Raw genomic sequence first — 13,250 nt, 5'->3', positions numbered from 1 at the left:
GAGCCACATGCACGACGAGCAGCAGTTCACGCGGCATGCCGAACAGGGCTGGCTGTCGTGGGACGCATGGTCCCCCGAGCAGGACGTCTGCCGGTTCGCCGGGCTGCTCCAGCGCATGCTCCAGCCGGAGACCGTGCTGGAGACCGGCGTCGGGATCGGCCGCATCACCAGCCACCTCGACCTCAGCTCCTGCCAGTTCCTCGGCTTCGAGTCGAATCCGGACTGGCGGCGCGAGCCTGCTCACCCGGACCTGGTGACGCCGAACGCCGACCAGATGGCCAAGGCCGACTTCGTGATCCTCGACAGCGACGTCGACTACCGCTTCGCCGAGATCGCGCTATGGGGCGAGCACGGGCGGCCGGGCTCGGTCGTCCTCGTCCACGACACGGGCAACGGGCACCAGCCTTCGACCGTGCACGCCCAGATCGGCTTCGCGTGCGCCCAGACCGGCCAGCCCGGCACCTTCCTGAAGAACCCGCGGGGCGCCTGGCTGGGGATCCACGCGTGAGGATCATCGGGCTGCTGTCCTGGTACGAGGAGCCCGCCTCGTGGCTCGCCGAGTGCGTCGCCGGCCTCGCCCAGATCTGCGACCACCTGGTCGCCGTCGACGGCCCCTATGCACGCTTCCCCGGGGCTATCCGGAAACCGGCGTCCGGCTCTGAGCAGGCCGACACCATCGCCCGCACAGCGGCCGGTGCCGGGATCGGCTGCACCATCCACGTCCCGCGCCAGCCCTGGTGGGGCAACGAGGTCGAGAAGCGCAGCTTCATGTTCGACCTCGCCATGACGATCGCCGAGCCTGGCACCGACTGGCTGCTGCGGGTGGACGCCGACGAGGTGTTCACCACGGTCCCGCCCGACACCCGCGCGTTGCTCACGAAATCAGACCGTGACGTCGCCGAGGTCACGATGTGGGAGCGCGGCATCGACGACGGCCAGGACAGCCAGTTCCCGATCCGGGTCCTCTTCCGGGCCTTGCCCGGCATCCGCATCCAGCAGGCCCACTACGTCGTCACCGTGCCTCGGCCGGACGGCGGCACCCGCGTGCTCGTCGGCAACGACAGCGTCCACCAGGCCGAGCTCGCTGAACCGCTCTGGGACGTCCGCCTCGAACACCGCACCCGACAACGGCCCGCGATGCGTCGGGCCGCCAAGGACCAGTACTACGCCCAACTCCCGGAGATTGAGCAGGTGAGCAGGCTGTGAAGGCCATCGACGACCGCTACAAGCGGGCCATGATCGACGAGTACGAAGGGCACGTCCGCGCCAGGCGGACGGAGCTCGCGGAGCACGTGGCGGAGACGCTGCTCAGCCAGTACGGCTACGACGTCAACGCCCTGGCGGACGACGAGCCGTCGGAGACGACAGAAGCCGGCCCGGCGCCGGAGACCACCGCGGTGGCGCCGCCGCCCGAGGCCGCGGTCGAACCCAAGCCGCAGGCCCCGACCGCGGACACCAAGCCGGCCGCCGCGAAGAAGACCACAGCCGCCCCGGTCAAGAAGACAGCAGCGGCACCGGCGAAGAAGGCGGCCGCGGCCGCCGAGAAGCCGCAGACGGAGGACAAGTAGCCGTGGCGGAGAACGTGTTCGTCGTGACGCTGGAGGCCTCCGGCGAGGTCATCCCAGCAGTCGAGGAACCGGAGAGCGACGCGCTCGATGACGAGGAGGTGACCGATGGCTGACGGCCTGAGCTCGACACTCGTCAGCAACCTGCTCAACACGCTGCGCACGGCCGGTGCCGCCTTCGGGCCGGTCGCCACGTACGTGCAGCTGCACACCGCGAGCCCGGGCGCCGCCGGAACGACTGCCGTGTCGGCCGGGTCCAGCACCCGTATTGCAGCCACTCTCAGCGCGTCATCCGGCGGCTCCGCGCTCGCGCTCAGCGCCGACGTCGGGCCGTGGACGAACGGAGGCACGTCCGAGACGATCACCCACATCTCGGTGTGGACCGCGAGCAGCGGCGGAACCTTCGAGTTCTCGATCGCCCTGACCTCGTCGAAGGCCTGGGCGGCCGCGGACACCTTCCTGCTGAAGACCCTGGGCATCAGCCTGTCGCCACAGGCGGCATAGGGCCCAGCGGCCCGAGCCGGAGGCCGAGTTGACGACTTTCACGGACGACTTCAACCGGTCCAACGGTGCTCCCGGGGCAAACTGGGTCGACGGGACTGGCCTGTGGACCATCGTCTCCAATCAGCTCTCGTCGGGGACCGCAGGCGGCACGATTGTCATCCGTGCCGCGACCGCGATGGCCACGAACGACAACTCGGCGCAGGTCACGATCGCCGCCACCGCAGCTGTCTCGCACGGTGTCTGGTGCCGCGGTAATACGGGCTTTACCAGCGGCTATCTCTTCAGGAACGACGGCTCCGGCTGGACCCTCTTCTCGGTCGTCGGCGGCAGTTTCACTTCGATCGGCTCCTACGCTGCAGCAGCCGCCGCGGGCGACGTCGTGAAGGTCCAAGCCGTCGGCTCGACGATCAAGGGCTTCGTCAACGGTGTCCAGCGCGTCTCGGTAACCGACACCGCCGTGACCACCGGCACCAGCGCCGGACTCAGGGCCGAATCAACATCAGCCCTCCGCTTCGACGACTTCACCGCAGCAGACGTCACCTCCGGCGCCACCGGCGACGCCGCACTCGCAGCCACGGCATCTCTCTCCGCCAGCGGCTCGCGCGGCACCTCAGGTGCCTCGGCGCTCACCGCGACCGCAGGCTTGACCGCCTCTGGCCAGCGCTCCACGGCGGGCGATTCCACACTGGCGGCCACGGCGGGACTGACCGCGAGCGGCCAGCGAGCAACCTCCGGCGACACCGGCCTGACCGCCACAGCCGGACTCACCGCCGACGCTGTCCGCGGGACGGCAGGGGGCGCCGCCCTCACAGCAACTGCCGGCCTGACCGCCGACGGCGAACGGGCCACCGCCGGAGCCGCCAGCCTGACGGTCACGGCCGGACTCACGGCCGACGGCGTACGAGGGACGTCGGGGGCAGCCGCGCTGGCCGTGTCGGCGGCTCTCACCGCTGACGGCGTGGTGGTCACCAACGGCAACGGCGACGCCGCCCTCACCGCGACCGCCGCCCTCACCGCCGCGGGCTCTGCCGGACGCCGCCTCGACGCATCGCTCACTGGCACGGCCGCCCTGGTGGCGGCTGGAACGCTCGGCACCGCGTCCGGAGGCAGCCTCGCCGTCACGGCGGGCCTCCAGGCCTCCGGTCAGGTCTCCGGAGCGATCGTCCGCGGCAGCGCCCGGCGAGCAGCAGGTACCCAACCCGGGGCACGGCGTGGCGAACCAGCAGGACCGCGGGCGCAACACGGACCGCCAGCCGTCCCGACAGCGAAGGGAGGAGCCCAGTGATCGACCTCGGAGCCGTCTATCAGGTGGCCGTCGACGTCGCCGACGCATCCGGCACTCCCACGAACCCGGCCGACGCGACCCTCACGATCATCCTGCCGGACGGGACCACGGTCGGCCCCGCCGTTCCCGCACCGACGACCACCGGGCAGATCCGCGTCGACTACGTGACCGCCCAGGCTGGCAGACACGTCTGGCGGCTCGTCACCTCCGGTCCGACGACGGCGTACGCGGACGTCTTCGACGTTCAGCCGGCGGCCCCGGACAGCATCGTCTCCCTCGCCGAGGCGCGAACCCACCTCAACATGCGGCCGGATGAGACCAGTGACGACGACGAGCTCCGCGGCTTCATCGCCGCGGCGACTCGGGCAGTGGAGCGCGCACTCGGCAGGAAGGTCGTACGGCGCACACTCGTCGACCGGTTCGATCTGCGCGGGCCGACTACGCAGGTCATGCTGCGGAACGTGCCGGTGCAGTCGATCACCTCTGTGGTGTCGGCCGACGGGGCCACAACGTGGAACGTGGCCGACCTTCAAGTCGACGGTGAGACCGGGCTCGTGACGGTCGTCTCGGGCGCCCGGCTCACTGGCAGTGTGGACATCACGTCCCAGGCCGGAATGTCTGTCATCCCGGATGACTACCGCCTCGCCGGCAAGATCATCATCGGGCATCTGTGGGAGACGCAGCGCGGCACGATGGGCGTCCAACTCGGCGACAACGACGAGGCGTACGTGCCCGGCCGGTCCTACGCCGTCCCGCGGCGCGCACTTGAACTACTCGACGCTCCACTCCCGGGGGTGGCCTGATGACCGCCCAGTGGCAGACACGCGTCCCGGACGCCATCGACGCCCTGGTCGCCGTCTTCACCGCGGCGCTCGCCGGACAGGATGCGACCGTCCGAGACGGGGCGTCCGTGTCCCAGGCACGGGTCACCGACCTCCTATCCGTCGGCTACACGGGCACCGAAGAGAACGACGTCGACGCGCAGGCAGTCGGAGAAGGGCTGGCCGGCAGTCCGGACCGGGAGACCTTCACGATCCGATGCGCGGCTGCATGTCTTCGGGGCGGCACCGACCTCCCGGCAGCCCGGCGGCGGGCGTACGAGATCTTCGGCCTGGCCGCGGCCGCAGTCGCCGCCGACCGGACGCTGAACCGCACGGTGATGCGCGCCATGGTCGACAGCCACTCGCTCACCCAGGACCAGAGCGACAAGGGTGCACAGGCCGTCGTCGTCTTCAACGTCTCCTGCGACAGCTACACACGCGGCTGATCAGCGGCGGCGCGCCTGCTGGCACGTCCACGAACCACCACTGCGCCCACCCCGTGCCCGGGGACCATCCCGCCTGCCCGCAGGGCCGTCAATGAGAACAGGAGTGCCATGACTGCGCTCGTCACCCAGGTCGTGCCCAACGTCGGGCTCGACATCGCCGCCCTTCCCGTGGCCGTCGCGAACGGCGACACAGCCGCATGCGGCGGCGGGACGTTCCTCTACGTCAAGAACACCAACGCCGCAGCCTGCGTCGTCACCCTGGTGACGCCGGGCCAGGTCGACGGCCGGCTCGCCATCGCCGACTCGACATTCAGCATCGCGGCCAACACCGGCATCGGCGTGATCCCGCTCCTGCCGAGCCTGTATGCCGACCCGACGACCGGCCTCGCCACCATCAACTACAGCGTGACCAGCGGCGTCACGGCCGCGGTGGTGAGGGTCCCGTGAGCGACACGATCGTCATGCGGCACCCCACCCTGCCGCCGACGCAGGAGATCGAGGTCCCGCGCGACGCCATGCCGCACTACACCTCTGCGGGCTGGCAGCAGGTCCCGCAGGAGGAGCTCGACGAGCGTACGGCCCTCGCGGCGGCCGCCGCGCGCGACGCCGCTGAGGCAGAACAGACCACCTCCGCCCAGGACCAGGACGGGCCGGACCAGGCCGACGACGAGACGCCGGTCGAGGCCGCAGCAGACGAGCCGGACGACACGGAGCCGGCGGAACCCAAGAAGCGGCCGGCGCGGCGCGCCAAGGCCCCCCAGGAAGAGGAGAGCTGACCCATGGTGGCCACGCCGATCGCCGCAACCTCCCGGTACATCCCGCCGGGCACGACCCGCTACTACTGGGTCGCCACGATCTCCAACTACCTGTCCCCGACCCGCGGCGAGCTCAACGCCGGCACCGACCTCACCGGCGAAATCTCGGCCGTCAGCGGCTTCGCCACGTCGTCGGACCAGCAGGACACCCCCGACCTCGGCTCCCGGTTCGTGTCGAAGATCCCGGGCCGCATCACCGCGGACGACTCCAGCATCACGATGTACGCGTCGTCGACCTCGTCCGACGCCCGCACGCTCATGCCGCGTGACACCGCTGGCTACATCGTGGCCTTCGCGGAGGGCGACGTCACCGGCCAGAAGATGGACGTCTTCCCGGTCAAGGTCACGTCCGTCCCGAAGAGCCGCGACGTCGAGAACCCGGCCGGCATGACGTTCCAGTACGCCATCACCCGCATCCCGGCCGAGAACGTCACCATCCCGTGAGCATCCGCCTCCAGGACAGCGGTGACCTTCGGCGCGTCAGCCGGGAGCTCCGGCAGATGGACAACAAGGAGATCACCAAGCGGTTCCGCAAAGAACTCCGCGCGGCTGCCCGTCCGCTCGTGCCGAAGGTCCAGGCGGCGATCCGTGAGATCCCGTCCAGCCGCGGCTACAGCGCGGACGGGCTGCGCGGCAACCTGGCCCGGGCCACGCGCCTGGAGGTGAAGACCACCGGCAAACAGGCCGGCGTCGCGATCCGTGTGGACGGGCGGAAGATGCCCGCCCACATGAAGTCCCTGCCCGCCATGGTCGAGGGCAAGAAGCGCTGGCGGCACCCGGTCTTCGGCAACCGCGAGAACTGGGTCACCCAGAAGCGCGAGCCCTACTTCTACAAGACCGTCCGCGTCGCGGGTCCCGCCTCCCGGCGGGCCGTCAACCGCGTCCTCGACGGCATCACCAAAGACATCAGCTAGGAGCACCAGCACATGGCACTCTCCCGCGACTCGATCCTCGAGGCCTCGGACGTCCAGACCGAGACCGTGCCCGTCCCCGAGTGGGGCGGCGACATCATCCTCCGCGGCCTGACCGGCGAGGAACTGGACGCCTACCAGGCGAGCCGCCGCCAGATCCGCAACGCGGGCACCAAGGAGCAGGAGGTCGTCTTCGTCCAGGACAACGCCCGCGCGACCCTCCTGGTGAAGTGCATCGTCGACGAGGCCGGCAACCGTGTCTTCACCGACCGCGACGCCGGTCTGCTCGGCATGAAGAACGGCAAGGTCCTCGACCGCCTCTTCGAGGTCGCCTCCTCCCTCTCCGGCCTCAGCGACGAGGACCAGGAGGAGATGGAGGGAAACTCCGAGACGCCGGATCGGGACGGCGATTCCAGTTCCTCCTCGCCCGAGCCCTCGGCCGAACCCGAGCCGAGCTCCTCCGAAGTATCAGCGCCCGCGAGCTAGCGGAGTGGGAGATCTTCTACGCCCTTGAGGCGGAGGACGAAGAAGCCGCACTCAACGAGAAGCCGTAGCCGCCGTCGCACCAGGACGTGACCCGATCACCCGCTGAGGGGAGGCGTCATGTCCTCCACCGGCATCATCTACCGGCTGATCGCCCACGACTCCGCCTCGCGGACCTTCCACAACATCGGCAAGGCGGCCAAGAGCACAGACTCGACGCTGGCCAAGCTGGGGAAGACCGCGGCGATGGCCGGTGCCGCGGTTGCCGGCGGACTGGCCTTGGGCCTCGCCAAGGGCGCCAAGGACGCGAGCCGCTTCCAGGCGGAGATGACCCGCATCTCCACCCAGGCCGGCGGCACCGCGAAGGACGTCAAGGTCCTCTCGGAGCAGGTCCTGAAGCTGGGCACGTCCACCCAGCAGGGCCCTCAGCACCTCGCCGAGAGCCTGTACCACCTCAAGTCCGTCGGCATGGACAACGTCCAGGCGATGAAGGCCATGAAGGAGGCCTCAGACCTCGCCGCGGTGGGCCACGCCAACCTGGAGGCGACCACCAACGCGCTCGCGGGCGCATGGCGTACCGGCATCAAGGGCGCGACCTCGTTCCACGAGGCCGTCTCCACGGTGAACGCGATCATCGGCGCGGGCAACATGTCGATGGACCAGTTCAACGCGGCCATCGGCACCGGCATCCTCCCGTCGGCGAAGACCTTCGGCCTGTCGATGAAGCAGGTCGGCGCGGCCCTCGCGCTCATGACCGACGAGGGCATCGACAGCGCCAGCGCCGCGACACGGCTGCGCATGTCCTTCAGCCTCCTCGGCGCTCCGAGCGGCGCAGCCGAGAAGCAGCTGAAGAAGATCGGCCTGACCGGCCTCGACCTGGCCGAAGCGATGCGAGGCAAGGACGGCCTGATCGGCGCGATCAGCCTCCTGAAGAAGCACCTCGACGACTCGGGCATGTCCGCGTCGCGGCAATCCCAACTCCTGTCCAGGGCGTTCGGTGGCGGCCGGTCCTCCAGCGGCATCCTCCTGATGCTCAACAACCTCGACGTCCTGGAGAAAAAGCAGGAGCAGATCAACCACTCCACGGGCAAGTTCGACGACGCGGTCAAGATGCAGAGAAAGACCGCCGAAGCCCAATGGCACCTGCTCACCAGCAACTTGGAGGTCATGGGCATCCGGGTCGGCACGAAGGTGCTGCCCCCGGTCACGAGCTTCGTGCACTTCCTCGCGACCACAGCCATGCCCGCGGCCGCCCGCTTCGGCACCGCAATGGCCCACCTGGTCCCCGTCGACCAGATCAGGCAGGGCCTGAACCAGGCGAAGGGCCTGGTCGGAGACTTCCTGTCCGGGCTGACCGGCGGCAAGTCGGTGTCCGGCATGGTCGGCGACTTCATGGACGGGCTGTCGGGCAAGTCGACCCCGAAGGCCGGGATCAAGCTGCCCAAGGCGACCGCCCCGAAGAACGTGTCACCGTCCGCGGTCGCCTACGGCATGTCGCCAGCGCACCCGACCGGGGAGAAGACGGTCCTCGGGCTGCCCCCGTCGGCCATCGCGCACGGCATCGGCAGGACCCCGGACATCAAGGCCAAGCAGCCCCTGCCACCCGCGGCGATTCGGTACGGGCAGAGCATCACCCAGAACATCCCGAAGGCGCCGAAGGTCAAGATGTCGGCTGCCCAGCAGTTCGGCAAGACCATCAGGGACGCGGTCTCGGGCGGCATCGACCACATCGACTGGGGCAAGCTCGGCGGTCACCTCGGCAAGGGCCTGGCGGACGCGATCGGCTGGGTCGGCAAGCACACCGCCGACTTCACCAAGAAGATCGCCGGGATCCTCGGCAAGCTCGACTTCGTCGAGATCGGCAAGGGCTTCGGTGCCGCAGCGCTCCCGCTCGCGATCGGTTTCATCGCCAACCTGTTCGCGCCGCTCTTCAGCCTCGACTTCTGGAAGCACCACTGGCTCGACACGATCATCGCCGTCATCTCGATCATCCCGATCGGCCGCGTCGCGGGCGCCCTCGGGAAGGTCTTCGAGCACATTCCCTTCCTGAAGATCTTCGAGCCGCTGCTGAAAGGCGTCGGCAAGCTGGGCGTGTGGCTGGAGAAGGGCCTGGCGAAGGTCTTCGGGCCCTTCCGGCGCGGCATCGTCGACGGCTTCAAGCGCGCCTTCCCGGCCGCCGAGGGCATCATCCGCGGCGCCATCGACCGGTTCATCCTGCGGCCGTTCGGCATGTTCCGGGAGATCGGCCGGCTCGCGCCGCGCTGGCTCGCGGACGGGATCCAGCGCGGCACAGCCTGGGTCGTCGAGAAGATCCTCGGCCTGTCGAAGCTGATCGTGCGCCCCTTCGCCAAGGCCGGCAGCTGGCTGATCGGCAAGGGCTCCGAGCTCGTCGGAGGCTTCACCCGCGGCGTCAGCAGCGGCGCCAAGGGCGTCGGGTCGTTCCTGTGGCGGTGGGTCGGCCGGCCTGTCGTCGACGCCTTCAAGGGCGCCGGGACGTGGCTGTGGACGAAAGGCCGCTCGGTCGCATCCGGCTTCAAGTCGGGCGCGGTCTCCGGCGCGAAGTCGATCGGGAGCTTCTTCTGGCGCTGGGTCGGCAAGCCGGTCGTCGACGCTTTCCGCGGGGCCGGGTCATGGCTGATGTCCAAGGGCCGGGCCCTGGTCGGCGGCTTCAAGTCGGGGGCCACCGCCGGAGCCAAGGCCGTGGGCAGCTTCATGTGGCGCTCGATCGGGAAGCCGACGGTCGATGCGTTCAGCGGTGCCGGCAAGTGGCTGTGGTCGAGCGGCAAGTGGCTGGTGTCGGGCCTCAAGTCGGGGACCGTGTCGGCGGCCAAGGGCCTCGCCGGGTGGAGCAACCGGACCATCGTCCGGCCCGTCGTGGGCGCGTTCAAGGGTGCCGGGTCGTGGCTGGTTAAGGCGGGCGGTTACCTGCTCGGCGGCCTGAAGAGCGGCATTGTTGGCGCGATCAAGGGCATCGGCGGCTGGCTCTGGAAGAACCTGGTGTCGCCGATCATCAGCGCGGTCAAGCACTTCTTCGGGATCAAGAGCCCGAGCCGCGTCTTCATGGGCATCGGCGGTCACCTGGTCGGCGGCCTGATGAAGGGTATGGCCACGACGTCGGGGACGGCCATCGCGAAGAAGATCTTCGGCGACCTGCCGCACGCCCTCAGCCGGATCGTCCACAAGGGCCTGGTCTCCGTAAAGAAGCTCCCGGGGAAGGCCCTCGATGCGCTCAGCAGCATCGGCGACTCGATCGGCCTCGGCGACAACTCGACGTCGGGCTCGGCCCAGCAGTTCGCGCAGGCGGCACTCAAGAGCTACGGCTGGGGCCCCTCGGAATGGCCCGCCCTCAAGGCCCTGTGGAACGGGGAGTCCGGCTGGAACTACCGCGCCCGCAACGCTTCGTCGGGCGCCTACGGCATCCCGCAGGCGCTGCCGGCCAGCAAGATGGCGTCGGCCGGATCGGACTGGAAGACCAACGCGGCCACCCAGATCAAGTGGGGCCTCGGCTACATCAAGTCCCGGTACGGCAGCCCGTCCGCCGCCTGGTCGCAATGGCAGGCCCGCTCCCCGCACTGGTACGCCGCTGGCACCGGCGGCGCAGCGAAGGGGCTCGCCTGGGTCGGCGAGCGCGGCGCGGAGCTGGTGAACTTCGGCGGCGGCGAACAGGTGATGTCGCACAAGGACTCCATGGCGTTCGCCAAGCACCACGGCATCAAGCTGCCCGGGTACGCGTCGGGCACGATCCTGAACGCGTCGGACCGGGTCCACCGGGACCGGCAGCGCGTCGAGGACGCGAAGGACGCACTGGCGAACGCGAAGCGCCGGCACAAGGGCGTGGCGGCGGCGGAGAAGAAGCTGGAGGCCGCGCGGAAGGAACTGAAGGCGGCGGAGATCGCGCTGTCCAACGCGAAGAGGTCGGCCAAGACCAGCATCTCCAACACGATCAACACCGGTCTGCTGAAGAAGCTGGAGACGGGTACGTCGGCGGCCATCGCCTCGGCGGTCAAGTCCCTGGCGACGAAGCTCCTCAACGCGGGCTACACCAAGACCGCGGCGAGCATCCAGAAGAAGGGCACCAAGCTGGAGGGGCTCGCCGACAAGCGAGCCTCGGTGCAGAAGACGATCGCTACGGCGAATGCGTACGCGACCGACCAGGCCAGCAACATCAAGGACTTCCTCGCCATTTCCGGGACGTCCGCGACGAGCGTCAAGGACCTGATCTCGCAGGCCGGCGCGCAGCAGAAGACCGCTTCGGGCTTCGTCGCCCTGAGCAAGTCGCTGAAGGCGCGCGGTGCCTCGAAGGAGCTGCTGCAGCAGCTGTCCGATGCGGGCCCGGGCAGCCAGCTCGCGACAATCCTCGGCGCGAAGTCCACCACCACGACGGACATCGCGAAGCTGAACAAGCTGATGGCGTCCGGCGGGAAGCTCGCCACGTCGTTCGGCCGGGACATGGCCGACATGATGTACGACACCGGAAAGCACGCGGGTGACGGTTTCCTCGCAGGTCTGAAGGCCACCGAGAAGGACTTGCAGAAGCAGATCAACAAGCTGGCCAAGGACCTGGTCGCGCAGATCAAGAAGGCGCTGAAGATCAAGTCGCCGTCGGTCGTCATGCGTGACGAGGTCGGCAAGAACGTTGTCCTCGGCTGGGTCGCCGGAATGGACATGCACGGCCACCTCGTCGGCGGCGCCGCCCAGCGCCTGGCCGACACCGCGTCCGGCGTCAACGTGCGCCGCCGCTACGTCCCGACCGCGGCCGCCAGCCAGCGCACCGCCCGCGAGGACGCCCTGTGGGAGCGGTTCGCGACCGCTCTGGAGAACCGCGAAGCGTCTGAGATCCACGTCCACTTCCGCGACGAGAAGCTCCGAGACCTGATCGATGTCCGGGTCACGCCGAAGATCAGGGCCTCCGAGCAGGCGCAGGCGCACCGGGCCAAGGTGGGGAGGCGTTCGTGACGATCTCCTACGGGACGACCGGCGCGCAGTCGACCCACACCGACACGATCACCCCCGCGGTCGTCGGGTCGGCCGGGAACCTCGCGATCCTCCAGGTCGTGTCCGGGCACCCGCTGGACTCCGTGCCGTCCACGCCGTCCGGATGGACCCTGGTCGGCAGCGCGTCGGGCGGCGGCGGGTCCTTCGGGGCCTCCGCCGGCCCGCGGCGGCTGACCTACTTCGCCCGGGTCCTGCTGGGCGGCGATGCGAACCCGACCACCGCGATCCCGTCGGGCTCTTCCGGGTCGGTCATCGCCGGCCGGATCGTCAGCCTGTCCCGGAGCGCGGGCACCGGTTGGCGGTGGGCGGCCAGCTTCGGCGACGACCAGACCAGCGGCACCGCCTTCTCGGCCACCGGAACCGTCGCCCTCACCTGGAAGTCCGGAGACTTCGCGCTTCTCGGGTACGGAGTTGCGTCCAGCTCCGACTCGTACACCGCGGAGGCGGTCACCGCCGCGGGCATCACCTTCGGCACGGTCACCGAGCGGGCCGACGCGGCAGTCGCCACCGGCAACGGGACGACGACAGCGCTGGCGACCTGCACCGTGTCGTCCGGAACCGCGACCGTGGCCCCCACCGTGACGGCCACGTTGGCGAGCGCGTCCATCGGCATCGCCGGCGTGATGCGCGTCCGCGAGGCCAGCTCCGACATTGCGGTGAGCGCCCAATCCGTCTTCCCGCCCAGGAACTTGGTCTCGGCGACCGGCCTGACCGGCGACGACATCGTCATGATCAGCCTGCTGAGGCTGGCAGGCGGCGACCTGGAGCCCGTGCGCGCCGCGACCAGCGTCGATGTCACCGGCCAGGCGTCGTTCCTGCGGGTCGACGCGGAGCAGCCGTTCGGGATCGCCCTCACCTACTCGGCTGTGCTCACGGACGTCAACGGCAACCAGTGGACCGTGACGGCCAGCCCGATCACCTCGACTGTCACCAGCGACGTCATCTCCGACGCGATCCGCGGAGTCGGCGCCGCGGTCAAGTTCGAGAGCCCGCTGGAGTGGAAGCGTGACCGGGACGCCACCACCTTTAACATCAACGGCCGGCTGATCGTGGTGGGCAAACCCCGATCCGCCAGGACGGGCACGCTGGTCGTGCGCGTGGAGTCCGACGATGACGGCGACGCTCTGAACGAGATGTTGGATGCGGCGACAGAGGGCACGATCCTTGTCCGCAAGCAGATCAGCCTGTCCCGGCTTGACGGCACCTACGCGCTCCTCGACGACACGGAGGCGCCGACGTGGTTCGACGAGTACAGGTGGTTCTCCCTCAGCGTGGCCAAGGTGGATGACTGGCCGGACGTCATGGAGGCTGCGGGCTTCACGCTCCAGGACATCGCGAACAACTTCTCGACTCTGGCGGACATCGCGGCGTTCTTCACCACGAACCTGCTGGCCATCGCACAGTTCGACTTCGGGCCCTGACGTG

General features: G+C 69.4%; 14 protein-coding genes. All 14 read left to right on the top strand.

The window, feature by feature from the left end; all coding sequences use genetic code 11:
* Window positions 1–7 precede the first annotated feature (7 nt).
* The 14 genes from ACFYYF_RS02700 to ACFYYF_RS02635 all read left to right on the top strand — a co-directional run bounded on the left by ACFYYF_RS02700 (window position 8) and on the right by ACFYYF_RS02635 (window position 13,246).
* Window positions 8–508: a hypothetical protein gene (locus tag ACFYYF_RS02700; protein WP_388770609.1), complete on the top strand. Its 501-nt coding sequence runs from the start codon at window positions 8–10 to the stop codon at window positions 506–508.
* A complete protein-coding gene (locus tag ACFYYF_RS02695; RefSeq protein ID WP_388770606.1) occupies window positions 505–1,206 on the top strand; it encodes a hypothetical protein in 702 nt (233 codons plus the stop codon). Before ACFYYF_RS02700 ends, ACFYYF_RS02695 begins: the two co-directional genes overlap by 4 nt.
* On the top strand, window positions 1,203–1,568 hold the full coding sequence (locus ACFYYF_RS02690) for a hypothetical protein (protein WP_388770603.1): 366 nt from the start codon (window positions 1,203–1,205) through the stop codon (window positions 1,566–1,568). Before ACFYYF_RS02695 ends, ACFYYF_RS02690 begins: the two co-directional genes overlap by 4 nt.
* A gap of 105 nt (window positions 1,569–1,673) precedes the next feature.
* Complete coding sequence (locus ACFYYF_RS02685; RefSeq protein ID WP_388770600.1) at window positions 1,674–2,069, top strand: hypothetical protein; 396 nt, start codon at window positions 1,674–1,676, stop codon at window positions 2,067–2,069.
* A gap of 28 nt (window positions 2,070–2,097) precedes the next feature.
* Window positions 2,098–3,354 carry a hypothetical protein gene (locus ACFYYF_RS02680; protein WP_388770598.1) on the top strand — a complete coding sequence of 419 codons (1,257 nt, stop codon included), beginning with the start codon at window positions 2,098–2,100 and terminating at the stop codon, window positions 3,352–3,354.
* On the top strand, window positions 3,351–4,157 hold the full coding sequence (locus tag ACFYYF_RS02675) for a phage head-tail connector protein (protein WP_388770596.1): 807 nt from the start codon (window positions 3,351–3,353) through the stop codon (window positions 4,155–4,157). The genes ACFYYF_RS02680 and ACFYYF_RS02675 overlap by 4 nt, the downstream gene beginning before the upstream one ends.
* Entirely contained in the window at window positions 4,157–4,621 is a 465-nt protein-coding gene (locus ACFYYF_RS02670) for a hypothetical protein (protein ID WP_388770593.1), read from the top strand. The genes ACFYYF_RS02675 and ACFYYF_RS02670 overlap by 1 nt, the downstream gene beginning before the upstream one ends.
* Window positions 4,622–4,729: 108 nt before the next feature.
* Complete coding sequence (locus ACFYYF_RS02665) at window positions 4,730–5,068, top strand: hypothetical protein (protein WP_361684375.1); 339 nt, start codon at window positions 4,730–4,732, stop codon at window positions 5,066–5,068.
* Entirely contained in the window at window positions 5,065–5,397 is a 333-nt protein-coding gene (locus ACFYYF_RS02660; RefSeq protein ID WP_388770589.1) for a hypothetical protein, read from the top strand. The genes ACFYYF_RS02665 and ACFYYF_RS02660 overlap by 4 nt, the downstream gene beginning before the upstream one ends.
* A 3-nt stretch (window positions 5,398–5,400) precedes the next feature.
* Window positions 5,401–5,880 (top strand): hypothetical protein, encoded by a 480-nt coding sequence (locus ACFYYF_RS02655; protein ID WP_388770586.1) that lies wholly within the window; start codon window positions 5,401–5,403, stop codon window positions 5,878–5,880.
* On the top strand, window positions 5,877–6,350 hold the full coding sequence (locus tag ACFYYF_RS02650; protein ID WP_388770583.1) for a hypothetical protein: 474 nt from the start codon (window positions 5,877–5,879) through the stop codon (window positions 6,348–6,350). Before ACFYYF_RS02655 ends, ACFYYF_RS02650 begins: the two co-directional genes overlap by 4 nt.
* 12 nt (window positions 6,351–6,362) lie before the next feature.
* On the top strand, window positions 6,363–6,833 hold the full coding sequence (locus ACFYYF_RS02645; RefSeq protein ID WP_388770581.1) for a phage tail assembly chaperone: 471 nt from the start codon (window positions 6,363–6,365) through the stop codon (window positions 6,831–6,833).
* A 117-nt stretch (window positions 6,834–6,950) separates the two neighbouring features.
* Window positions 6,951–11,786 (top strand): phage tail tape measure protein, encoded by a 4,836-nt coding sequence (locus ACFYYF_RS02640; RefSeq protein WP_388770578.1) that lies wholly within the window; start codon window positions 6,951–6,953, stop codon window positions 11,784–11,786.
* Entirely contained in the window at window positions 11,783–13,246 is a 1,464-nt protein-coding gene (locus tag ACFYYF_RS02635; protein ID WP_388770576.1) for a hypothetical protein, read from the top strand. Before ACFYYF_RS02640 ends, ACFYYF_RS02635 begins: the two co-directional genes overlap by 4 nt.
* Window positions 13,247–13,250: the final 4 nt, after the last annotated feature.

This window comes from Streptomyces sp. NPDC001914 (genome assembly GCF_042891215.1).
In the GTDB taxonomy this organism is placed as follows: domain Bacteria; phylum Actinomycetota; class Actinomycetes; order Streptomycetales; family Streptomycetaceae; genus Streptomyces.
This window is presented reverse-complemented; position numbering and strand designations above follow the sequence as displayed.